Here is a 21,796-nt window from a genome sequence, read left to right on the forward strand (position 1 = left end):
GGAAGGCTCCTTCTACGGATCGGTGAGATGGCGGTCGACGAACGCGGCGGCGCGGGGGAGCAGCCTGGCCGCCTCCTGCTCGAAGTATGCTCTGGCCTTCTCACCGGGCCAGTCCGACGGCAGGAGGTCGGCGGGGAGCCCGGGGTCGCGGAACAGGAAGTTGCGCCAGCCGTGCAGCAGCCTGCTGCGGGTGGCGAACACCTGGTCGTCGGCGGCGTCGCGGGGCAGCGCGTCGATCAGGTCGACCGCCTGGGCCAGCCACTTCTCGTAGGCCGCGCCGATGCCGTCGAGGTCCCACGTCCGGGCGACCAGCGCCCTGGGGTCGCCGTCGAGCACCGCGTCGAACCGGTCGGCGCGGACGTCCTCGGCGGCCAGGAGCGGGCCGAGCTCGGGGGAGGGACGCGGGCCTATCCAGGTCGTCTCCGACAGCGGGGCGTATCCGAGGAAGGCGAGGTCGGCCTTGAGCCGGTCGCGCCGGGGCCGCTCGCGCACCGGCTCGACCACGAGCACGTGCCACCGGCCCGTCCAGGTGATCGTCCCAACTCGGTAAATTCTCAGCGCCGTCTCGTCGAGACGGCGCACGCACCTGGGAGTGACCTCGTAGCCGGGGCCCTGGGGCAGGCGGGCGGGGACCAGCCAGCCCTGCCGCACCATCCGCGAGACGGCGGTGCGGACGGCGGGAGCGGCGATATCCAGAGGTGCGAGCAGCCGGACGAGAGCGGCTACGGACGCGCGACCGCCCCGGGACCGCAGATGGTCCCCGTACAGATCGAACAGAGCGGCGCGGGCGTTCACGAGGACAAGTTTGGTCGTCTGAAGGGTCTCGGACAACGGTCTTGATTGCCCGATGAGTCGATGCTGGGGCTGATCGTTCCCATTCCCAGCGCGGAGACGGGATAATAGGACATCACAGAAGACGTGAATGCGTCGGCCACCCTCGGGTCAGTCGGAGATCCGGAGCCCGAAGCAGGAAGGGATACACGCATGGCGGCTATGAAGCCGAGGACCGGTGATGGTCCGCTGGAGGTCGTCAAAGAAGGCAGGGGAATCGTCATGCGGGTCCCTCTGGAGGGTGGCGGCCGGCTCGTCGTCGAACTCTCGGCAGACGAAGCCAGTGCCCTTGGTGAGGAATTGAAGAAGGTCGTCGTCTGATCCCGATCTGAGATTCAAGCGGTGTGGCCGGGTCTTTTCGATCTTGCTTGGAGCGCGCGACAGCCGCTACGGCCCACGCGACCGCGACCGATGAACACGGCCCTGGCCGTCGGACCGCCCAACGGCGGCTCGCGCCAGGGCCGCGGTGTTCTCCCCGGATGATGACTGGAGTTCGCATGCCCATATCGCCCTATTCACTACTGCCCCGTACTCCTTACGGGCAGGGTCTGTCCGCCGGAGCGGTCTCCCGGGAGGGCGGGGGCGCCCAGAGCCCCGCCGCCGGGGACGCCCGGCTGCTCGCGGTCCCCTTCGGGGCCGACCTCGCGCCCGAGGTGGAGCTACCGCTGCCCGCCGCCGCGCTGCTGGCCCACTACGAGGCCAAGGGCGAGGCCGGGGAGATCGTCGACGTCCCCGTCGCCAACGGCGACGCCGTCGGCCGGGTGCTGCTCTACGGGGTGGGGGACGGCTCGGCCGCCGCGCTGCGCAAGGCCGGCGCGGCGGTGGCCAGGCGGGGCAGGGGCAAGGACGCGATCAGGGTCGTGCTGCCGGAGGGGCCGGTGGCCGCGTTCGTGGAGGGCGCGCTGCTGGCCACCTACACCTTCCGGATCGGCGAGGCGAAGTCCACGCCGGTGGCGCTGGTCGAGTTCGTCGGCGACGGAGCCGAGGCCGAGATCGCCAGGGGCGAGGTGGTCGCCAGGGCCGTCGCGCTCGCCAGGGACCTGGCCAACATGCCCTCCTCGGTGAAGACCCCCGCCTGGCTCGCCGAGCGCGCCCTCGAGCAGGGCGTCACCGCGAAGGTGTGGGACGAGCAGGAGCTGCGCTCCGGCGGGTTCGGCGGCATCGTCGCCGTCGGCCAGGGCTCGGTGAGTCCGCCCCGCCTGATCCAGCTCTCCTACGAGCCCGAGGACGCGACCGGGCACGTGGTCCTGGTCGGCAAGGGCATCACCTACGACACCGGCGGCCTGTCGCTCAAGCCGACCGAGGGCATGAAGTTCATGAAGACCGACATGGCCGGCGGCGCGGTCGTGATCGCGGTCCTGGGCGCGCTGGCCTCCCTCGGCGTGCGGGTCAGGGTCACCGGCCTGATCGCCGCCGCCGAGAACTCCTTCTCCGGCGCGGCCCAGCGCCCCTCGGACGTGATCACCCAGTACGGCGGGCGGACCGTCGAGGTGCTCAACACCGACGCCGAGGGCCGCCTGGTGATGGCCGACGCGCTGGCCTACGCCGACGCCGAGCTCGACCCGGACGTCATGGTGGACATCGCCACGCTGACCGGGGCGATCGCCATCGCCCTCGGCAAGGACCTCGGCGCCGTCTTCGCCTCCGACGACGATCTGGCCGCCGAGCTGACCGCGGCGGGCGAGAGCACCGGCGAGCGGCTCTGGCGGATGCCGCTGATCGACGACTACGTCCCCGCCCTCGACTCCAGCGTGGCCGACCTGGCCAACATCGAGGTCGGATCGTCCTACGGCGCGGGCTCCATCACCGCGGCGCTGTTCCTGCGCGAGTTCACCGGCAAGCGGCCGTGGGCGCACCTGGACATCGCCGGGGTCGGCCGCAGCGGCGCGGACGAGGGCGTCTTCAGCAAGGGCGCCACCGGCTACGGCGTGCGCCTGCTGCTGGAGTGGCTCTCTAGTCGGTGAGTTTGACGGCGGCCAGGATGCCGTCGCCGAGGGGGATCATCAGCGGGCGGAGCCGTTCGTCGGCCCGGACCAGCTTGCCCAGCTCCCGCACGGCGACGGTGTCCGGGTCGCGCCGGGCGGGGTCGGCGACCCTGTCGCGCCACAGGGTGCCGTCGAAGACCACGACGCCGCCGGGGCGCAGCAGGCGGACGGCCTCGGCCAGGTAGTCGCCGTACTCCTGCTTGGCGGCGTCACAGAAGACCAGGTCGTAGCCGCCGTCGGACAGGCGGGGCAGGACGTCCAGGGCACGGCCGGTGATCAGCCTGATCCGGCCGCCGGAGAAACCCGCCTGGGCGAAGCTCTGCCGGGCCAGGCGCTGGTGCTCCGGCTCCACGTCCACGCTGGTGAGCGTGCCGTCCTGGCGCATGCCACGGAGCAGCCACAGGCCGGACACGCCGCAGCCGGTGCCGATCTCCACGACCGCGCGGGCGTTGACGGCGGTGGCGAGGAAGCAGAGGGCGGCGCCGCCGCCGGGCAGGATCGGGGGCGCTCCCACCTCCGCGCCGCGCTGACGCGCGGTGAGCAGGATCTCATCCTCCGTGTGGAACTCTTCGGCATAGGCCAGAGTGGCCTCCAACGGACTTGTCGGCGTCTCTGCCATCGGCCTCTCCTCCCGCTTTCTCCGTACACAGTCATATAGGCACTGGGTCGCAGCCTAAGGGAGGCAGGCCCGATCGGGAACTCATGTCACGCCCGGTGCGTTGCACGGTTTAAGCGGCCTTTGCCGGTCCTGAAGGTAGTGAGTGCGCACGAAGGGACGAAACCAGGCACTATGGCGATAGCGGTGGTCCCGGAGAGAGGAGTGCTGGTGGAGGATTCCGACCACCAGACGGATGCTCCCATGTCTGACTGGACGCCTCCCACCTGGGAGGAGGTGGTCAGGAATCACTCGGCGCGCGTATATCGGCTGGCCTATCGGCTGACCGGCAACGTGCACGACGCCGAGGACCTCACCCAGGAGGTGTTCGTCCGGGTCTTCAGGTCCCTGTCGAACTACACGCCCGGCACTTTCGAGGGCTGGCTGCACCGCATCACCACCAACCTGTTCCTCGACATGGCGCGGCGCAAGCAGCGCATCAGGTTCGAGGGGCTCGCCGACGACGCCGCCGAGCGGCTGCGCGGGCGCGAGCCGTCCCCCGCCCAGGCGTACGACGACACCCATCTGGAGCCGGACATCCAGGCGGCACTCGACGCGCTCGCGCCCGAGTTCCGCGCGGCCGTTGTCCTGTGTGACATCGAGGGGCTGTCCTACGAGGAGATCGCCGCCACGCTGGGCGTGAAGCTCGGCACGGTCCGCAGCCGCATCCACCGCGGCCGGGCGCAGTTGCGCGAGGCGCTGGAGCACCGCGCGCCCCGCGGCGACCAGTTCCCCCCGACCGCCACCCGCGGGGAGGGATTCGCATGAGAGACCACAGTCATGACGAATGTCACGACGGGCCGCTTGGCAAGGAGTGGGCATGAGTCATCTTGGAGAGCGTGTTTCCGCACTGGTCGACGGTGAGCTCAATCACCATGAGCGCGACCGTGCCCTGTCACATCTGACCTTCTGCGCGGACTGCCGGGCCGAGGTCGAGTCCGTGCGGGCGCTGAAGAGCCGGTTGCGATCCCTGGACGGGCCCGCGATGCCCGCCGACCTGACGATGTCGTTGCTGCGGATGGCCGAGCCCGGCGGCCCGTTACCGCCGCGTGAGCGGCCGTTCCCGAGCTCGCGGACGTTCGGCGGCGCGCCGATCCCGAGCATGCACAGCATCGCGCCGCCGGACAACCGGCCCCGGGGCCGCGCCGGAGGCCCCCGCCGGGCGAGGCGGGCGGGCTATGTCGCGGTGGGCGTCGCCTCCGCCGCCGTGGCGATCGGCACGCTGTTCGTCGTGGGCGGCTCCGAGCCCGGCCCGCGCGTCGTGCCGCCGGTCGACATGTTCGCCAACCAGCACCGCAACACCGCGCCCTACGGAGGGTCGGCGACGCCGACCTTCTCCCCCACTCCGTGATCCGGCTGCCCGTCACCGTCGTCCTCGCGGCCGTCATGCTGCTCGGACTGGTGATGGGCGGTCCGGCGCACGCCGTCCAGCCGGACGAGTCCGACAGCGACGACACCGGCCTGCACCTGCTGCGCGAGGCGGCCGTCGCGGGCCGTGCCCGCGGATACTCCGGCACCCAGTACGTCACCGCCTGGGGCCGTTCGGGCTCGGTCTCCTCGGTGCTGGAGGTCCGCAACGTCCCCGGTGAGGGGCTGACCGTGCACGCCCAGCCGTCGGGTCTGCTGCAGCGGGTGGACCCCGCCACCCCCGCCGGCGGCATGTCCACCCCCTCCGAGACCATGCTGGAGGTGCTGGCCCGCAACTACCGGGTCGTAGCCGTGGGCGAGGGGCGCGTCTGCGGCCGGCCGGCCCGCCTCGTCCACGCCGTGCGCGCCGACGGCACGGTCGCCGCCCGCTACTGGCTCGACGAGGCCGGGGGGCCGGTGCTGCGCCGGGAACTGCTCGACGGCCGCGGCAGGGTCGTCCACGCCGGCGCCTTCGTCGACCTGACCCTTGAGCCGGCGCGGAAGGCCGCCGCCCCCGCGCTCGCCGCCGGGGGGTTCGACCTCGGGCGGACACCCGCCCTGCTGGCCCGGGGCTGGCGCTTCCCCGACGTCCTGCCCGGCCGCCTTGAGCTGTTCGCCGCCCACGACGCCTCTCCTGGATACTTGTATCTGGGATATTCGGATGGCTTGTCAGTCGTGTCGGTCTTCATCCAGCCTGGGGTGCTTGATGAAGAACGGCTCCGCGGGTGGCATGCTCGACAGCGCAACGGGCATACGATCTGGATCCGGGACTCAGCCGAGCAGGAGACGATCTGGGCGAGTGGGGGTCATGTCTACACCGTCTTCGCGGACGCTCCGGCCGACATGGTCGACGCCGCCGTCGCGGCGCTGCCGCACGAGCCCCTGCCCAGCCTGTGGACACGGCTCGGCCGAGGCGCCGACCGTCTCCTGTCATGGGTCAACCCCTTCGGGTAGGGCGCGCTTTACATCTCTCGTATCCCACTCAGGGGAAGATTGTCGGGGCGTCCCAGTGAGTGGCCTCATGCGAGGCAAGGAATGGTGAATATTCGATGACCGACGAGAGCCGTACCCACGAGGCGCACGGTGCTGAGGGGCGTACGCCGTCGGACTTCACCGACGACAGAGGCCAGGCCCCGGAGCCCTCCCGCCCGGACTTCCTGCCCGCCGGCGAGGCGGCCCCCTCATACGACGGGCAGCCCCGTGACGACGGCTGGAGCCAGTTGGGTGAGCAGCCGGGCCAGGGCAGGTGGGGCCAGGGCGGGCAGCAGGGCGGCACCGGGCTGCCCGGGTCCGGCGACCGGGGCGAGCAGCCCGGCCAGGGCGGCTGGGGCGACCCGTCGGGCCGGGTGCGCCAGGACACGGCGGTCTTCGCCGTGCCGGGGAGCCCGCCTCCCCCGCCCTCCCAGGCGTTCGGCATGGGCCCCGGCTGGGCGCCGCCTCCCGGCCCCTTCGCGGGCATGGCGGTCCCCGCCCGGCGCGGGCCGCGCACCAGCACGCTGGTCGTCCTCGCCGTGGTGATCGCGCTGCTGGCCTCGACGCTGGGCAGCGTCGGCACCTACCTGCTCACCCGGCCCTCCGTCTCGGGCCGCGACCCCTCCTTCACCCTGGGCAAGGCGCCGACCGGCACCAACTCCCGGCCCCCGGACTCGATCGCCGGGGTGGCCGCCAAGGTGCTGCCCAGCGTGGTCTCCCTGGCCGTCGACGGCGGCACCAGCGCGAGCACCGGCTCCGGCTTCCTGATCAAGGGAGGCTACGTGGTGACGAACAACCACGTGGTCGCCGCGGCCGCGCCGGGCGGCGAGATCCAGATCCAGTTCAACAACCGCAAGTCCACCGCCGCCCGGATCATCGGCCGTGACCCCGAGTCCGACCTCGCGGTGGTCAAGCCCGAGGAGACCTTCGGCGCCCCGGAGATCAGCCTCGGCAACTCCGACAACGTGGTCGTCGGCGACCCGGTGGTGGCCATCGGCTCCCCGCTGGGCCTGGTCGGCACCGTCACCTCCGGCATCGTCAGCTCGCTCAACCGCCCGGTCCAGGCGGGGGAGGAGAACAGCTCCGACACCACCTGGCTCAGCGCCATCCAGACCGACGCCGCCATCAACCCCGGCAACTCCGGCGGTCCGCTGGTCAACGCCAACGGCGAGGTCATCGGGGTCAACTCGGCGATCGCCACCCTCGGCAGGTCGGCCGGCGGCCAGAGCGGCAGCATCGGCCTCGGCTTCGCCATCCCGGTCAACCACGCGCGCCGCATCGCCGAGGAGCTGGTCACCACCGGCGTCGCCAAGAAGTCGCGCATCGGCATCACCATCGACCAGACCTACCAGGGCGCCGGGGTCCGCATCGACAGCGAGGTCAGGCAGGGCACCCGTCCGATCGAGCCGGACGGCCCCGCCGACAAGGCGGGTCTCAAGCCCGGCGACGTCATCCTGGAGATCAACGGCACGGTGGTGCAGGACAGCACCGAGCTGATCGCGCTGATCCGGAACAAGGCGCCCGGCGAGAAGCTGGCGATCAAGTTCCAGCGCGGTGGCCAGGAGAAGACGGCCACTGTGATCGTCGGCGCGGCGGCCGCCCAGCCCACGCCCCAGCCCTCCTGACCAGCGACGTGCGGGTGCATGCTAGGGCTTGAGGGCATTAGTCTGGAAGCTCTCCGGGTGTATGCCCGGGGAGCCGCCCTAGCGTTGTCCCGGTAGGAGATCACCGTGTTCGGACTCGGCTGGCCTGAGATCGTGGCGCTGGTGGTCATCGCCCTTCTCGTCTTCGGCCCGGAGAAGCTGCCCCAGGCCGCCGCGCAGGCGGGCAAGACGCTGCGCAACCTCCGTCAGATGGCCAACAACGCCAAGAGCGACCTGCAGGCCGGGCTGGGCCCGGAGTTCGCCGACTTCGACCCGGCCGACCTCAACCCGAAGAACTTCGTCCGCAAGCACCTCACCGGTGACCTGGAGGACGACTGGAACCGCCCCGCGGCCGCCGCGGTGGCCACGGCCCCTGCCTACGCCGACTCCTACGCGGCCGAGGCGGCCGGTGAGCTCGGCTACGGTGAGCTCCCGCCGTACGACTCGGAGGCGACCTGACCCCGGCCCTGACCCGGGCCCCGGGGGTCGCGGCCCTGACACGACGAGAGGCGCCCTCCTCCCCGAGGAGGGCGCCTCTCGCTGTCCGCCGTGCGGTCAGCGGCCCCTGGTGGGGGAGATGCCGAGCTGCATGCCCTTGAGGCTGCCCGACTTCTTGCTCAGGCCGGCGGCGATGCGGCCCAGCTCGACGGCCGCCGGGGCGTCGGGGTCGCTGAGCACCAGCGGCTTGCCCTCGTCGCCGCCCTCGCGCAGCCGCATGTCGATCGGCACCTGGCCGAGGAGCGGCACGCGGGCGCCGAGGGTGCGGGTGAGCGCGTCGGCCACGGTCTGGCCGCCGCCCTCGCCGAAGACGGAGATCCGCTCGTCGCAGTGCGGGCAGGGCAGCCAGGACATGTTCTCGATGACGCCGGCGATCTGCTGGTGGGTCTGCACGGCGATCGACCCGGCCCGCTCGGCCACCTCGGCGGCGGCCTGCTGCGGGGTGGTCACCACGAGGATCTCGGCCGACGGCATCCGCTGCGCGACCGAGATCGCGATGTCGCCGGTGCCCGGGGGCAGGTCCATCAGCAGGACGTCGAGGTCGCCCCAGTAGACGTCGGCGAGGAACTGGTGCAGTGCCCGGTCCAGCATCGGGCCGCGCCACACGACCGGGGTGTTGCCCTCCGGCTTGAACATGCCGACCGAGATCACCTTGATGTCATGCGCCACCGGCGGCATGATCATGTCCTCGACCTTGGTGGGGCGCTCGGAGACGCCGAGCATGCGGGGGATGCTGTGGCCGTAGATGTCGGCGTCCACGACGCCGACCTTGAGGCCGTTGGCGGCCATCGCGGCGGCCAGGTTGACGGTGACGGAGGACTTTCCGACACCGCCCTTGCCCGAGGCGACCGCGAAGACACGGGTCAGCGAGCCCGCCTGGGCGAAGGGGATCTCCTTCTCGGGCCCCCTGTTGCCGCGCAGTTTGGTCTGCAGCGCCTTGCGCTGCTCGGTGCTCATCACGTCCATCTCGACCTGGACGCCGCTCACACCGTCGATCTTGGAGACCGCGGAGGTGACGTCACGGGTGATGGTGTCCTTCAGCGGACAGCCCGACACGGTGAGGAAGATCCCGACGCGCACCATCCCGTCGGGGGAGATGTCGACGCTCTTGACCATGTCGATTTCGGTGATCGGCCGACGGATCTCAGGGTCGTTGACGGTCGCGAGAGCGGCCATCACCAGTTCCGGGGTAGGTGCCATCGAAATGTCGGCAACAGACCGCCACCCTGAGGCGACGGGAGGATGCCGTCCCTCCTTGTCTATTTGTCGTCCAGACGTTCTTGGGCAGGGCTCATACGTCACGACGCCCATGTGGCTCAGCGAGAGGCCGCTCCCGGGACGGGAGCGGAGAAGTCACAGACCCATGGTATGAACCCGGGGACCCCGAGAGGAATTCCGGCATCCGGCTGTGACATCCGATCCGGACAATTCGCTATGTAGATGCGCGTGCAACGTTCTAAGGTTACTCCGTGACCCTGACGGCAGGCGAGTCAAGAGAGATCCTCAGCTCCGGGGAGCTCGCGCTGTGGCGCATGCTCCAGCGGGCCCAGGTGCGCATCACCCGGGTCCTGGAGGCCGACCTCCTGGTCGAGCACGACCTGGCACTGGCCTCCTACGACGTGCTCGCGCACCTGGCGGAGTCGCCCGGGCGGCGGCTGCGGATGAACGACCTGGCCGACCGGGTGCTCCTGTCGCGCAGCGGCCTGACCCGGCTCATCGACCGCCTCCAGCGTGAGGGCCTGGTCGAGCGCGAGGCCTGCGCCAGCGACGCGCGGGGCCTGTTCGCGGTCCTCACCGACGGCGGAGCCGTACGGCTGGCCGAGGCCACCCCCACCTACCTGCGCGGCATCCGCGCCCAGTTCCTGGACGTCCTCGACGCCGGGGAGCTGCGCCAGTGCGCGGCGATGCTGAACAAGCTCTTCCCCGGCTCCGAGCCCGTCTAGCGGGCCTCCCTGGAGTGGGGGGCGGCCGCGGGCGCGTACGGCTCCTGGAGCTCCTCCTGCAGGCGCTGCAGCTCCGAGCGGATGTAGTCGCGGGTGGCCACCTCGCCGAGAGCGATGCGCAGCGCCGCGATCTCCCGGGTCAGATACTCCACGTCGGCCTGGTTCCGCTCGGCCGCGCTGCGGTCGAGCTCGTTCTGGATCCGGTCCCGGTCGTCCTGCCGGTTCTGGGCGAGCAGGATCAGCGGCGCGGCGTAGGACGCCTGGAGCGAGAGCATCAGCGTGAGGAAGATGAACGGGTAGGGGTCGAAACGCCACTCCTGCGGGGCGAAGACATTCCACAGGACCCAAACCGCCACGAAGACGGTCATGTAGACCAGGAACCTGGCGGTGCCGAGGAACCGGGCTATCTGCTCCGACAGCCGGCCGAAGGCCTCCGGGTCGTAGTGCGGGCGCAGGCGCAGGCCCTGCTGTCTGGGCTGGTCCAACCGATCAACCACGGTCCGCCTCCGCCCCGTGGTCCTGTTCCCGCCAGTCGTCGGGGAGCAGGTGGTCGAGCACGTCGTCCACGGTGACGGCGCCGACCAGGCGGCCGACCTCGTCCACCACGGGCACCGCCATCAGGTTGTAGGTGGCCAGGTAGGAGGTCACCTGGTTCAGGGTGAACTCGGGCCTGATCGGATCGATGGAGGTGTCCATGACGCCGCCGAGCATGACGGACGGCGGCTCGCGCAGCAGCCGCTGGAAGTGGGCCAGGCCGAGGTAGCGGCCGGTGGGGGTCTCGATGGGCTGGCGGGTCACGTAGACCTGCGCGGCCACCGTCGGGGTGACCTCCCGCTGGCGGATGTGGGCCAGGGCCTCGGCGACCGTGGCGTTGGGGGGGAGCACCACGGGCTCGCTCGTCATGATGCCGCCCGCGGTGTCCTCCGGGTAGATCAGCAGCCGCCGCACCGACGCGGCCTCCTCCGGCTCCATCAGCGCCATGAGCGTCTCGGCCTGCTCGGGCGGGAGGTCCTGCAGCAGGTCGGCCGCGTCGTCGGGGTTCATCTCCTCCAGCACGTCGGCGGCCCGCTCCGGCGACAGCCGGCTCATGATGCCGATCTGGTCGCGTTCGGGGAGCTCCTCGAGCACGTCGGCCAGCCGTACGTCGTCGAGGGCCGCGGCCACCTCGACGCGCCGCTTGTCCGGCAGCTCGTGCAGGGCGCTGGCCAGGTCGGCCGCGCGCATCGTCTCGAAGGCGACCAGCAGGTTGGCCGCGCCCTGGTCCTTCTGGACCGCGCCGAAGCCCCTGACCTCGGACCATTCCACGATCTTGGTGGGGCCGCGCCGCCGCAGCCCCAGGCCGGAGCCGCCCTTGACCACCGCCACCTTGGTGATCACCCACTCGGCGCGCCGGGTCTCCTCCATGGCCAGGTCGAGGACCGTCATCCGCTCGTCCTCGACCTCCACCTCAAGGTCGAGGATCTCGCTGATGGCCAGCGTCTCGGTCGCCCGCTGCTCGAACCGGCGCACGTTGATCCGGCCGCTGAAGACGACGGACCCGGCCTCGATGCCCCGCACCCGGGTGATGGGCAGGAAGACCCGCCGCCGGGTCTGCACCTCGACGACCAGCCCGTGCACGCGTGGCGGCGCGGTGCCGGCGATGGACACCACCACGTCCCGCACCCGCCCGATCTGGTCACCGGCCGGGTCGAAGACCGGGGTGCCGGCGAGCCGTGCGATGAAGATCTTCACATTTGAAGCGTAGGCCGCATCCCGGAGTCGCCGGTTCAAGGCACGCTCACATTTCGGACGCCCACTTGCCCCGATCCAGCCTGTCGTGACAGCATCAAAAGCTATATACGGTAATTACGTGGATGGTGTCTTATGAGGCGTGCCGGCCTGCTGGTCGCGTTTGCGTCGTCCTGGTGTTTCGCCTTCTCCGGGCCGATGGCCAAATATCTGGGGGCCGCCGGGCTGGCGCCGCTGGAGGCCGTCTGGGTGCGGATGGCCGGCGCCGGGCTGCTGCTCGTCGGCGTCCTCGCGGTCACCAGGCCCCACGCGCTGCGCATCCCGCGCTCGCGGCTGCTGTTCTTCCTGGCCTACGCGGTGGTCGCGGTGGCCGGGGTGCAGGCGCTGTACTTCGCGGCGATCACCCGGCTGCCGGTGGGCGTCACCCTGCTGATCGAGTTCACCTCGCCGGTGCTGGTCGTGCTCTGGGTGCGGTTCGTCCGGCGGGTACGGCTGCCGCGCGCGGCCTTCGTCGGCGCCGTGGTCGCGGTGATCGGGCTCGGCATCGTGGTCGAGGCGTGGTCCGGCCTCGCCCTGGACCCGGTGGGCCTGCTGCTGGCCGCCGGCGCGGCGGCGTGCTGCGCCGGATACTTCCTGCTCAGTGACGGCTTCGGCGACGACGTCGACCCGCTCGGCCTGATCGCCTGGGGCCTGGTGGGCGCGGCCGCGGTGCTCGCCCCGATCTCCCAGCCGTGGAACATCCCGTGGGAGGCGTTCACCCGGAGCGCGGCTCCCGCGGGCGGCTACGCGCTGCCGGCGCTGGCGGCCGTGGCCTGGATGATCGTGGTCGCCACCGTCCTGGCCTACATCCTCGGCGTCACCGCGGTCCGCCGGCTGTCGGCCGCGATCGGCTCCACGGTGGCCTCCCTGGAGGTCATCGCCGGAGCGGTGATCGCCTGGATCCTGGTGGGGGAGGCCCTCGGCCCCTTCCAGATCGCCGGCGGCCTCATCGTCCTGTCCGGCGCCTACCTGGCCCAGCGGGCCACGGCCGACCTGCCGCCGGCCCCGGTGGAGGTCAGAGAGCCGGTCCGCGCGGCGTGAGCCGTACGACCTGTGAGCGGGCGGCCCAGCGCTCGGTCAGGCCCGCGCCGTCGACGGCGTTGAGCCGCTCCTTGGCGAGCGCCGCCACCGCCTCGGCGGACTCCGCCTGGTCCACCACCTCGACGGAGGCGTCGAAGACGACCAGCCGCCCGCCGTTGTCCTTGCTCCGGAGCGTCACCTGGACCTCGCCCGCCCCGGCCAGGCCGGGCAGCGACTGCTCGCCGCCGCCGGTGACCACGTAGATCGCGCCGTCGTGCCAGGCGTGCCAGGCCAGCCGGGGCCGGTCCAGAGCGAGCCACAGGACACCCGACTTCTTGGCCCCTTCTTCGATCACACCCATGAGACGAATGTACGGCCTGCCCCTCCCGGGCCGGAGGGGCAGGCCGTACGCGGTCACCGGATCAGCGGCCGGAGAGCTTCCACGCCGCCGGCAGCAGGCCGGCCGCGATGGCGATCTTGAGGGCGTCGCCGGCCAGGAAGGGGATCACACCCGCGGCGAGCGCCTTGCCCAGACCCAGCCCGGTGACGGCCATGAGGACCGGCAGGCCGAAGGCGTAGATCGTCAGGTTGCCGAGGACCATCGTGCCGACCGTGCGCGCGACGGTGCGGTCACCGCCGCGCTCGGCCAGCTTGCCGACGATGGCGGCGGCGGCGATGAAGCCGATGACATAGCCGAAGGTGGGACCGCCGAAGCCCGAGGTGCCACCCTGGAACCACGGGACGCCCGCGATGCCGACGAGCGTGTAGAGGACCATGCTCAGCACCGCGCGGTTCATCCCGAGCGCCGCGCCGACCAGCACGACCGCGAAGGTCTGGCCGGTGACCGGGACGGGCCACATGGGGAAGGTGAGCTGCGCGGCCAGGCCCGTCAGGGCGGCGCCGCCGAGCACGAGCGCGATGTCGCGGACGCGGGAACCCGGGATGAGGTCGGACAGTACGGCGGGCCGGGCCACCGAAGAAGCGTTTGCCATCGTGAATGTCTCCCTTAACGATGCTTGATACCTATTGTTCGAATACCTCAGACAAGAGTCGTACGAGATCGGCGCCAAGAACAGAGCGGGGTCTTTGTATGAGGACCATAGAGCGGCCCGGCCTGCCGCTCGGGGCGGGGCGGCCGCTAGCGTGTGCCCATGCGCTCGCGACGTTCGTGCCTGGCGGTGCCCGGCAGCAACCCTCGCTTCCTGGAGAAGGCCCAGGGCCTGCCCGCCGACGAGGTCTTCCTCGACCTGGAGGACTCCGTCGCCCCGCTCGCCAAGGAGGGGGCGCGCAAGAACATCGTGGCCGCCCTGCGCGAGGGCGACTGGTCGGGCAAGACGAGGGTCGTGCGGGTCAACGACCTGGGCACGCAGTGGACCTACCGGGACGTCATCGAGGTCGTGGAGGGCGCGGGGGAGTTCCTCGACTGCCTCATGCTGCCCAAGGTGGAGGACCCGGCCCAGGTGCTCTGGCTCGACACGCTGCTGACCCAGATCGAGAAGGCCAACGGGCTGGAGGTCGGCCGGATCGGCGTCGAGGTCCAGATCGAGAACGCCCGGGGCCTGGTCAACGTGGACGCCATCGCCGGCTCGTCCCGGCGCCTGGAGACGCTGGTCTTCGGCCCCGCCGACTTCATGGCCTCGATCAACATGCGGACCCTGGTGGTCGGCGAGCAGCCGCCCGGCTACACCGAGGGGGACGCCTACCACTACATCCTGATGCGCATCCTGATGGCCGCCCGCACACACGACCTGCAGGCCATCGACGGCCCATATCTGGCGATCAAGGACCTGGACGGCTACCGCCGGGTGGCCGGACGGGCCGCGGCGCTCGGCTTCGACGGCAAGTGGGTGCTCCACCCGACCCAGATCGAGGCCGCCAACGAGGTGTTCTCGCCCTCCCAGGACGACTACGACCGCGCCGAGCTGATCCTCGACGCGTACGAGTACTACACGACGGTCGAAAAGCGCGGCGCGGTCATGCTCGGCGACGAGATGATCGACGAGGCGTCCAGGAAGATGGCGCTGGTGGTGGCGGCCAAGGGCCGGGCCGCGGGCCTCGGGCGCACCACCGCCTTCACCCCGCCTACAGCGTGACCCCGATCGTGGTGAAGAACCACAGCGACGAGGTCAGCCAGAGCCCGGTCAGAGCGGTGAACGCCAGCCCGCCGAGCACCGGCAGGGCCCAGCCGGGCAGCCCGCGCCTGGGCAGCGCCACCATCTTCGCGGCGAACACGCCGTAGAAGAAGCAGCCCAGCAGCGAGTGGGCCATCACCCGGGGCGTGTCGAACTGCGCGCCCAGCGCGTACAGGCAGTGGAAGGCCACCGGGACCGTCAGCAGGAACGCCGCCCGGCCCGACCAGCGGTGCAGGGGGCCGATCCACGGCGCGTCCAGCTTGATCCGGCCCCACATGACCAGGGCGGAGAACAGCTGGACCAGCGCCAGCAGGAAGGCGCCGGTGGTGAGCCAGGACTTCATCGCCAGCGGCCCGGAGAACCCGGCGGGGCCGACCGCGTAGCCGGTGGCGAGATGGACGCGGCCGTAGACGCCCAGCCCGACCGCGATCAGGCCGCCGACGGCGAGCGGCGCGAGCAGCAGGGCGAGGCTCCGCCCGCGCGGGACCTGCGAGACCTGTGTGTCATTCATCAGAGCTCTCCAATGAACTCGTCGACGTCCTTGGGGTCGACCTCCTGGCCGTTGACGGTCGCGTTCTCGCCGGGCTCCGGGATCGCCACGTCGGCGGGGCTGCCGTCGACGAGGGTCAGCCCGACCCGGCTGCCGTCGTCCAGGTAGATCCAGCCGGCCCGCACCTTCGCGCCGCGGACGATCGCGCTCGCCCGGTAGAGCCCGGAGGGCTTCTTCACGGTGGGCGCGCCGAAGTCCCACCGCCTGCCGCCGAACCTCAGCTCCCCGGCCGCCCCGCCGTCGCCGAGCCGGGCGACGACGGAGGCGCCGCCCCGTCCGGACAGGGTGACCCGGCCGTCGGCGGCCCGGCCCTTGAGCCAGGACTCGATCCTGCCGTCGCAGAAGTAGGCGATCGCCCTGCCGTCGCGGACGGAGATGGCGATGAGCCCGCCGTTGCCCTTGACCCGCCCGGCGTAGTCGGCCTTGGCCGGGGTGGGCCTGGCGGTCTCGGTGGCTCCGGCGCTCTCGGCGGCCCCAGGGGTCCGGGTGGCCCCGGCGGCGGCCGGCGCCGGCGAGGCGACCGCGGCGTCGGCGGAGGCGTCCCGCGCGCCCGCGTCCTGCGCCGCCGGTGTGGTGATGACGCTGAGCGCGCCGAGTGCGACGGCTGTCGCCGCTCCGGCCGCCAGCGTGTGGACGGGCCCCAGCCGTTTCATCGTCTGCTCCCAGGGGTGGTGGTTTCCTGCCCTCAGGTGTACGCCTGCCGGGCGCCGGCGTCTGTGAACTAATCCGCACAAGGACGGGACCGGTGGGAGCCCGGCATGGGGACCGCCGTGGACAGCGATCTCCGGATTTCTGGGGCAAACAGTGATAATTCCGGCGTTGCGCCGATAAATCTGACTAGAGAGGTCTCGTCAGCGCGGCTCCGACGTGTTGCTCTGGACTGTGTACGGCAGGCCCCGGTCCCCCCGGCCGGGGCAGGTGATCGTTCCGGTGGAACAGGGTAGGAGTAGGGTCGCGTGCGATTCGCCGCTCCCATGGGGGGTTGCGGCGGAGTGTCACGGTGACGGCTGGAACGGTCCGGGGTGACGGCCCCGGGCGCAGAAGGGCTCCCTACAGGAGGTGCTGAGCGTGGCCCCGGGCCCCCACGACCCGCGCCCGCGAGAGTGGCCGGCGCACGACGACGGCGCCCACGGTGACGCGACACCCGAAAGCAGGCCCCAGGAGCCCCAGGAGTCACCGCCGACGATCCAGCACTCCCCGCCCGGGCCCTCCGACGACACCCCCCGGGGCCTCCCGCTGGCCTCGCCCTGGATGCTCCCGCCGTTCGCCTCGCCCACCCCGGACGACAGCGAACCCCTCCAGGCCCGTCCGGAGGGCCTGGGCGGCGAACGCCGCCGTCCCCACACCCAGCCCTACGCCGCGCCCCCGGCCGACCCTCCCATCGACCCCTCCGGCGGCGCTCCCGGTCCTTCCTCCCGCTCCTCTGGAGGTCCTCCCAGCGACCCCTCCGGCGCAGGGCGGCCACCCGCCGACGGCCGGTCCGCCGGGGCCGGAGGCCGGGACGTCCCACCGGAAGGGCCCTCCCGCGGGCGGAGGGCCGACCGGCCGGACCTGCTGGTCGCCTCCGGCCCGCCGCGCGAGCCCGGGAGCGGGAGCCGCTCAGGTCCCCAGACCGGGACCGCGTCACCGCGGAGGACGGTAGACGAGGGGCAGCACGGCCCCCAGACCGGTTCCGGGTCACCGCGCGAGCGGGGAAGGGGGCCCCGGCCGGACCTGCTGGTCGCCTCCGGCCCGCCGCGCGAGCCCGGGGACGAGAGCCGCTCAGGTCCCCGGGCCGGGACCGCGTCACCGCCGAGGCCGGGAGACGAAGGGCAGGGTCCCCCGGCCAGACCCGGATCACCGCGTGGGTCAGGAGACGAGAGCCGCTCCGGTCAACCGGCGGCCTCCCCGCCGGGCGGGCCGGCCGTACCGGGCGGAGACGACTTCGAGCCGGTACGCCGCGTGGGACGCCCTCCCGAGGGCCGGCCGGCCCGGCCGGACCTGCTGGTCGCCCAGGGCCCGCCCGGCAGGCGGGGGCCGAACGGCGGTCGGCACCACCGCGCGGCCCCCGCGCCCTCCGCCGTGCGCCGCTCCAGTCCGACCAGGCGCGGGCGCGGCCGTGGCCTGATGATCCCGTTCATGATGGTCCTGGTCCTGACCGTCGCGGTCGGCGGCGGCCTGGTGCTGTGGGAGTGGGTGGGCGGCCCGTTCACCTCCGGGCTCCGGCTGGTCGGTGACGAGGTGCACTCCGGTGACGCGAACTTCGTGCCGCCGCCCGACGTCGCCGGCGACGGATCGAGCCAGGTGCTCAACGCCGTGGCCTCGGCGGGCACCGTCATGGTCGCCGTCGGCAGCGACACCACCAGTCCGGTCCCCAGGCCGCTGTTCCTGGTCTCCACCGACGGGGGCGGGAGCTGGCAGCTCGGAAAGGTGACCGGCCCGGCCGGCTACGAGACGGGGCCGACCACGGTCGGCCTGGTCGCCGGCGGTGACGGCCGCTGGCTGGCCGCGGGCAACGACCCCTTCGGCGCCGGACACGGCCTGTGGACCAGCGCCGACGGCTACAGCTGGGGCGCGGTGGACCCCGGCGCGCTGGAGGCGTTCTCGGCCGGGGACAAGATCATGGACCTGGCGAGGACCACCGCGGGCTTCGTCGCGGTGGGCACGACCGTGCTCCCGGACGGCACCACCGGGGCCATCGCCTGGGTCTCGCCCGACGGGCGGAGCTGGGACCGGGTGGACACCAGGGAGATCGGCCTGCCGGACAAGGTCCGGGGCCTGAAGGCGGTCATCGCCAAGGGCGACGCCGTGGTGGCGCTGGGCGATCCGGCCGAAGGCCAGTCCACCTCGGTCATCCTGCGCTCGGCCGACGGGGGGAAGACCTGGCTGAGGACCGGCGCGGCGCTGACGGGCGTCGTCCCCGAACCGGGCGCGCTGGCCGTGGTGGCCGACGGGTTCGTGCTGGTCCCCACCCAGCAGCGCAGCGACAAGGGCGAGGTGGCCGTCTACTGCTCGCCCCAGGGCGTCGACTGGACCCGGTGCGGCACCATCGGCGGCCTGGCCCCCGACGGTTCGGGCGTCAAGCGCCTGGCCTCCTCCTCGGCCGGAGTGGCCGCGATCACCGAGTCCGGTTTCGAGCACTACGCCGTCTACACCAGCAAGGACGGCCACGACTGGAGCAAGAGCACCGACCTCGGCCAGGTGCCCGGTTCGCTGCGGGCGCTGGCCGTCTCGGACGAGGGCACGCTCGTCGTCGGCGGCGACGAGCGCGCCGCCGACGTGGACAACCGCCTGGTCCTCATCACCGCCCCCAAGGGGGGTCAGGCGCGGACGGTCCCCCTGAGCGGCATCGAAGGGCTCACCAGGGCCGCGCGGGAGACGGCCAGGGTGGCCGCCGGGGAGGGCGGGTTCGTCGCCGTGGGCGCCGTGTCCGGCGACGCGGGGATCTGGACCAGCGCCGACGGCCAGAGCTGGCAGGCGGCCGGCCCGGCGCAGATCCTCGGCGGCTCGCGCCGGCAGGCGCTCAGCGACGTCGCCCGGAGCAGGCGGGGCTGGCTGGCGGTGGGCAGCGCCATGACCGACGCCTCCACCACCGAGCCCCTGCTCGTCACCTCGGACGACGGCAGGAGCTGGCGCCGGGTGCCCGTCCTGGGCCCCCTCGCCCCGGCCGCCGAGCACGACTTCCTCGCCCCCCACGCGGTCGCCGCGGGCCCGTCCGGCTACGTCCTGGCCGGCGAGGATCGCAGCCCGGCCGGGACCGTCCCGGTCCTGTGGTTCTCCTCCGACCTGAAGCGCTACACCAGGGCGGCGAAGCTGCCCGCCGGCGGCGGCGGGGTGCGGCTGCACGACGTCTCGGTGACCTCGTCCGGGTATGTGGCCGTCGGCGGCGCCGGCGGCGCGGGTCATGAGACCGGGGTGGTCTGGGTCTCGGCCGACGGGGTCAACTGGACCGCGCGCAAGCCGGTCCTGCCCCCCGGGGCGACGTCGGCGGGACTGCGGCACGTGGTCCTGTACGGCGGGCACGTCGTCGCCGCCGGCACCGCCCGGACCGGCGACGGGCTCCGGGCCTTCGGCGCGGTGTCGGCCGACAACGGCTCGACGTGGGAGTTCTCCTGGTTCCCCGCCGAGGAGGCGGCCGCCGTGCAGGACCTGGCCGCCACGGAGGCGGGCGTGGTGGCGGTCGGCTGGCAGGGGCTGCCCGGCGAGGGCGACAGCGTGGCCTGGACCTCCGAGGACGGGCTGGGCTGGCAGCGCCACGCCCCCACCCAGGGCAGCCTGGCCGGCGACGGGGCTCAGCAGCTCGGCGCGGTGGCGGTCTCCGGCGACCAGGTGGTGGCCCTGGGCAGGTCCACCACCTACGACGCCGACCACCTCACGCTGTGGCGCTCAACCCTGACCGCGGCGCGGTGACCGCCCATCCGGTGAGGGCGTCCAGCAGACCCGGGGGAGGGGGAGGCGCAGGTGTCGGCTGTCTCATGTCGTGGTGCTCGACCCTGACCGCGGCGCGGTGACCGCCCATCCGGTGAGGGCGTCCAGCAGACCCGGGGCGAGCGGGAGCCGCCGGAGCTCCTCGTCGCTGAACCAGCGGGCCTCCGCGGCGTCGTCTCCGGCGGAGAGCGTGCCGCCGGAGACCTCGGCCAGGTAGTCGCGGATCTCGTAGACGAGGCCGCCGGGGCCGGGACGGTCGACGGTGCCGGCCAGGCGGCCCGCCGTGACCGTCAGGCCGGTCTCCTCCAGCACCTCGCGGGCCACCGCCTCGGCGTCCGACTCGCCGGGTTCGACCCGGCCGCCGGGGATCGACCAGAGACCTTCACTCGGGGGACGGCCCCGGCGGATGAGGAGCATCCGCCCGGAACCGTCGAAGATTATTGCTCCGACACAATTTACGCGCACATTGATAAGATTACGGCTCGATAACGCGGTCCGCCCTTGACGAATGGCCACTGACAAAGCACCGTGGGTAGGCGTGAGAGCCGCGCCTACCTGCCCACGGTGTTTCGGCCCGCTCCGTCCGCCAAGCGCTTGGTCGAGCGCCTGGCGATGTGGCCCGCACGGTGACGTCCTGCCACTGCAGCCGCCGAGACGCCCCTCCGCCGCCGCCATGGAGGCCGTCGGCCGGAGCGCCCTCGTCCCCGTCTGGCTCCCGTGGCCCCTGCCCCAGGGCTGGCTGGTCACCGGGCTGGCCGAGGCGGGCGACGAGCGCAGCGGCGTCAGGGCCACCGTGGTCGCGCTCAGCGGTCCCTCCCTGGTCCACGGACCGGCCGACCTGCTGATCATCGCGGAGGAGCCCGGAGTGGGCCTGGGCGCGGGGTTCGCCGGGCTGGAGGGCCCCGACCCGGGCACCGGGTTCGACCAGGGGCCGCCGCACGCCAAGGTCGAGATCAAGGGACATCCCGCCGCGCTGTGGTGCGTCGAGTCCGCCGCCCCCGACCGGGCGGTCTACGCCGGCGAGGCGCTGGGCAACTGGCTGTGGGCGGTCGTCTGGCCCGCCGAGGCGGGCTACATGATGACCCTGGCCGACCTCTCCCTGCGCGACCTGCGAGACCAGGACCAGGCCCTCGACCTGCCCTTCGGTGCGTTCTCCCCGCGCCTGGGCGGCGAGGAGGGCTGACCGCTCCGTCCCCGGGCGGAGGACGCCCGATCTCTCCGCGCCTGGGCGGTGAGAACGTCCGATCCGGCACCGACCACTCCCCTCACCTCACCACGGCTCAGGGGAGCGTGCGTTGGACCTCCAGTTCTTCGTCGAGGCGTTCGTCACCATGTTCGTCATCATGGACCCGCCCGGCATCATCCCGCTCTTCCTGGCCTACACCCGCGGCCGTACGGCGGCGGAGCGCAGGCGGATCGCCTGGCAGGCGCCCATCGTCGCGTTCTGCCTCGTCGTGCTGTTCGCGGTCTTCGGCCGGGCCATCCTGGGCTACCTGCACGTCGAGGTGGCGGCCATGCAGATCGCCGGTGGCCTGCTGCTCCTGCTGGTCGCCCTGCAACTGCTCACCGGAGAGACCGAGCCGCCCCCCAACACGATGAAGTCCAGCGTGAACGTCGCCCTGGTCCCGCTCGGCACCCCTCTGCTGGCCGGGCCGGGGGCCATCGTGGCGACGATCGTCTTCGCCCAGCAGGCAGGGCAGAAGGAGGGCGGCATCCTTGCGCTGGCCCTGGCCATCGCGGCCGTGCACATCCTGCTCTGGGTGTTCATGCGCTTCTCGGTGACCATCCTCCGGGTCATAAAGGAGAACGGCGTCGAGCTCGTCACCCGCGTCTCGGGTCTGCTGCTGTCCGCCCTCGCGGTGCAGCTCATCATCACCGCGATCCGCACGCTCGTCGGGGCGGGATAGGCCCGTGGGGGTGTGTTGGCCGGTGACAGGCAATGCGGAGGGAATAGGCGGGCGAATAGGGTAAATGGGAAGACTATCC

General features: G+C 72.3%; 23 protein-coding genes. 13 read left to right on the forward strand and 10 right to left on the reverse strand.

The window, feature by feature from the left end; translation table 11 throughout:
- Nucleotides 1-12: 12 nt before the first annotated feature.
- Entirely contained in the window at nucleotides 13-795 is a 783-nt protein-coding gene (locus ACZ6R6_RS31595) for a PaaX family transcriptional regulator (RefSeq protein WP_470099505.1), read from the reverse strand.
- A 189-nt stretch (nucleotides 796-984) separates the two neighbouring features.
- Between ACZ6R6_RS31595 and ACZ6R6_RS31600 the strand changes: the two genes are divergently transcribed.
- A complete protein-coding gene (locus ACZ6R6_RS31600; protein WP_012894793.1) occupies nucleotides 985-1,152 on the forward strand; it encodes a DUF3117 domain-containing protein in 168 nt (55 codons plus the stop codon).
- A 176-nt stretch (nucleotides 1,153-1,328) separates the two neighbouring features.
- Complete coding sequence (locus ACZ6R6_RS31605) at nucleotides 1,329-2,795, forward strand: leucyl aminopeptidase (RefSeq protein WP_470099507.1); 1,467 nt, start codon at nucleotides 1,329-1,331, stop codon at nucleotides 2,793-2,795.
- On the opposite strand, the gene ACZ6R6_RS31610 is transcribed toward ACZ6R6_RS31605, so the two are convergent.
- The gene (locus ACZ6R6_RS31610) at nucleotides 2,785-3,435 is read right to left on the reverse strand and encodes an O-methyltransferase (RefSeq protein WP_470099509.1); all 651 of its coding nucleotides are present in this window, start codon (nucleotides 3,433-3,435) and stop codon (nucleotides 2,785-2,787) included. The two genes, ACZ6R6_RS31605 and ACZ6R6_RS31610, sit on opposite strands and share 11 nt — an antisense overlap.
- Before the next feature lie 171 nt (nucleotides 3,436-3,606).
- Here ACZ6R6_RS31610 and sigE point away from each other — a divergent pair, with 171 nt between their 5' ends.
- From sigE to ACZ6R6_RS31635, 5 genes are all read left to right on the forward strand, one after another.
- Complete coding sequence (gene sigE / locus ACZ6R6_RS31615) at nucleotides 3,607-4,239, forward strand: RNA polymerase sigma factor SigE (protein WP_306864126.1); 633 nt, start codon at nucleotides 3,607-3,609, stop codon at nucleotides 4,237-4,239.
- A gap of 52 nt (nucleotides 4,240-4,291) precedes the next feature.
- Nucleotides 4,292-4,822, forward strand: coding sequence for an anti-sigma factor family protein (locus ACZ6R6_RS31620; protein WP_470099512.1), 531 nt, complete (start codon nucleotides 4,292-4,294; stop codon nucleotides 4,820-4,822).
- Entirely contained in the window at nucleotides 4,819-5,832 is a 1,014-nt protein-coding gene (locus ACZ6R6_RS31625) for a sigma-E factor regulatory protein RseB domain-containing protein (protein WP_470099514.1), read from the forward strand. Before ACZ6R6_RS31620 ends, ACZ6R6_RS31625 begins: the two co-directional genes overlap by 4 nt.
- A gap of 95 nt (nucleotides 5,833-5,927) precedes the next feature.
- Nucleotides 5,928-7,475, forward strand: coding sequence for a S1C family serine protease (locus ACZ6R6_RS31630; protein WP_470099516.1), 1,548 nt, complete (start codon nucleotides 5,928-5,930; stop codon nucleotides 7,473-7,475).
- Nucleotides 7,476-7,580: 105 nt separating this feature from the next.
- Nucleotides 7,581-7,952, forward strand: a complete 372-nt coding sequence (locus tag ACZ6R6_RS31635; RefSeq protein ID WP_470099518.1) for a sec-independent translocase — start codon at nucleotides 7,581-7,583, stop codon at nucleotides 7,950-7,952.
- A gap of 96 nt (nucleotides 7,953-8,048) precedes the next feature.
- Here ACZ6R6_RS31635 and ACZ6R6_RS31640 read toward each other — a convergent pair whose 3' ends face one another.
- Entirely contained in the window at nucleotides 8,049-9,191 is a 1,143-nt protein-coding gene (locus ACZ6R6_RS31640; protein ID WP_470099520.1) for an Mrp/NBP35 family ATP-binding protein, read from the reverse strand.
- Nucleotides 9,192-9,460: 269 nt separating this feature from the next.
- On the opposite strand from ACZ6R6_RS31640, the gene ACZ6R6_RS31645 reads away from it, so the two are divergent.
- Nucleotides 9,461-9,934, forward strand: coding sequence for a MarR family winged helix-turn-helix transcriptional regulator (locus ACZ6R6_RS31645; protein ID WP_470099522.1), 474 nt, complete (start codon nucleotides 9,461-9,463; stop codon nucleotides 9,932-9,934).
- Here ACZ6R6_RS31645 and ACZ6R6_RS31650 read toward each other — a convergent pair.
- The gene (locus ACZ6R6_RS31650; protein ID WP_306864146.1) at nucleotides 9,931-10,431 is read right to left on the reverse strand and encodes a DUF1003 domain-containing protein; all 501 of its coding nucleotides are present in this window, start codon (nucleotides 10,429-10,431) and stop codon (nucleotides 9,931-9,933) included. The genes ACZ6R6_RS31645 and ACZ6R6_RS31650 overlap by 4 nt on opposite strands.
- Nucleotides 10,424-11,665: a magnesium transporter MgtE N-terminal domain-containing protein gene (locus ACZ6R6_RS31655; protein ID WP_470099524.1), complete on the reverse strand. Its 1,242-nt coding sequence runs from the start codon at nucleotides 11,663-11,665 to the stop codon at nucleotides 10,424-10,426. The genes ACZ6R6_RS31650 and ACZ6R6_RS31655 overlap by 8 nt, the downstream gene beginning before the upstream one ends.
- Nucleotides 11,666-11,797: 132 nt before the next feature.
- Here ACZ6R6_RS31655 and ACZ6R6_RS31660 point away from each other — a divergent pair, with 132 nt between their 5' ends.
- The gene (locus ACZ6R6_RS31660) at nucleotides 11,798-12,742 is read left to right on the forward strand and encodes an EamA family transporter (protein ID WP_470099526.1); all 945 of its coding nucleotides are present in this window, start codon (nucleotides 11,798-11,800) and stop codon (nucleotides 12,740-12,742) included.
- Here ACZ6R6_RS31660 and ACZ6R6_RS31665 read toward each other — a convergent pair.
- Together ACZ6R6_RS31665 and ACZ6R6_RS31670 are read right to left on the reverse strand one after the other, a co-directional pair.
- Nucleotides 12,717-13,082 carry a hypothetical protein gene (locus ACZ6R6_RS31665; RefSeq protein ID WP_470099528.1) on the reverse strand — a complete coding sequence of 122 codons (366 nt, stop codon included), beginning with the start codon at nucleotides 13,080-13,082 and terminating at the stop codon, nucleotides 12,717-12,719. The two genes, ACZ6R6_RS31660 and ACZ6R6_RS31665, sit on opposite strands and share 26 nt — an antisense overlap.
- A 61-nt stretch (nucleotides 13,083-13,143) precedes the next feature.
- Entirely contained in the window at nucleotides 13,144-13,713 is a 570-nt protein-coding gene (locus tag ACZ6R6_RS31670; protein ID WP_470099530.1) for a biotin transporter BioY, read from the reverse strand.
- Nucleotides 13,714-13,872: 159 nt separating this feature from the next.
- Here ACZ6R6_RS31670 and ACZ6R6_RS31675 point away from each other — a divergent pair, with 159 nt between their 5' ends.
- Nucleotides 13,873-14,814: an HpcH/HpaI aldolase/citrate lyase family protein gene (locus tag ACZ6R6_RS31675; protein WP_470099532.1), complete on the forward strand. Its 942-nt coding sequence runs from the start codon at nucleotides 13,873-13,875 to the stop codon at nucleotides 14,812-14,814.
- Here ACZ6R6_RS31675 and ACZ6R6_RS31680 read toward each other — a convergent pair.
- Both ACZ6R6_RS31680 and ACZ6R6_RS31685 read right to left on the reverse strand, forming a co-directional pair.
- A complete protein-coding gene (locus ACZ6R6_RS31680) occupies nucleotides 14,804-15,364 on the reverse strand; it encodes a DUF6529 family protein (protein WP_470099534.1) in 561 nt (186 codons plus the stop codon). The two genes, ACZ6R6_RS31675 and ACZ6R6_RS31680, sit on opposite strands and share 11 nt — an antisense overlap.
- Nucleotides 15,364-16,056, reverse strand: coding sequence for a hypothetical protein (locus ACZ6R6_RS31685; RefSeq protein WP_470099536.1), 693 nt, complete (start codon nucleotides 16,054-16,056; stop codon nucleotides 15,364-15,366). The genes ACZ6R6_RS31680 and ACZ6R6_RS31685 overlap by 1 nt, the downstream gene beginning before the upstream one ends.
- A gap of 1,465 nt (nucleotides 16,057-17,521) precedes the next feature.
- Here ACZ6R6_RS31685 and ACZ6R6_RS31690 point away from each other — a divergent pair.
- The gene (locus tag ACZ6R6_RS31690; RefSeq protein ID WP_470099538.1) at nucleotides 17,522-19,792 is read left to right on the forward strand and encodes a beta propeller repeat protein; all 2,271 of its coding nucleotides are present in this window, start codon (nucleotides 17,522-17,524) and stop codon (nucleotides 19,790-19,792) included.
- 63 nt (nucleotides 19,793-19,855) lie between these two features.
- Here ACZ6R6_RS31690 and ACZ6R6_RS31695 read toward each other — a convergent pair whose 3' ends face one another.
- A complete protein-coding gene (locus tag ACZ6R6_RS31695) occupies nucleotides 19,856-20,326 on the reverse strand; it encodes an NUDIX hydrolase (RefSeq protein WP_470099540.1) in 471 nt (156 codons plus the stop codon).
- Here ACZ6R6_RS31695 and ACZ6R6_RS31700 point away from each other — a divergent pair.
- Nucleotides 20,319-20,993, forward strand: coding sequence for a DUF6758 family protein (locus ACZ6R6_RS31700; RefSeq protein WP_470099542.1), 675 nt, complete (start codon nucleotides 20,319-20,321; stop codon nucleotides 20,991-20,993). The two genes, ACZ6R6_RS31695 and ACZ6R6_RS31700, sit on opposite strands and share 8 nt — an antisense overlap.
- Nucleotides 20,994-21,105: 112 nt before the next feature.
- The gene (locus ACZ6R6_RS31705) at nucleotides 21,106-21,717 is read left to right on the forward strand and encodes a MarC family protein (RefSeq protein ID WP_470099544.1); all 612 of its coding nucleotides are present in this window, start codon (nucleotides 21,106-21,108) and stop codon (nucleotides 21,715-21,717) included.
- The last annotated feature ends 79 nt before the right edge of the window (nucleotides 21,718-21,796 follow it).

The organism is Streptosporangium sp. NPDC048886, assembly GCF_055586905.1.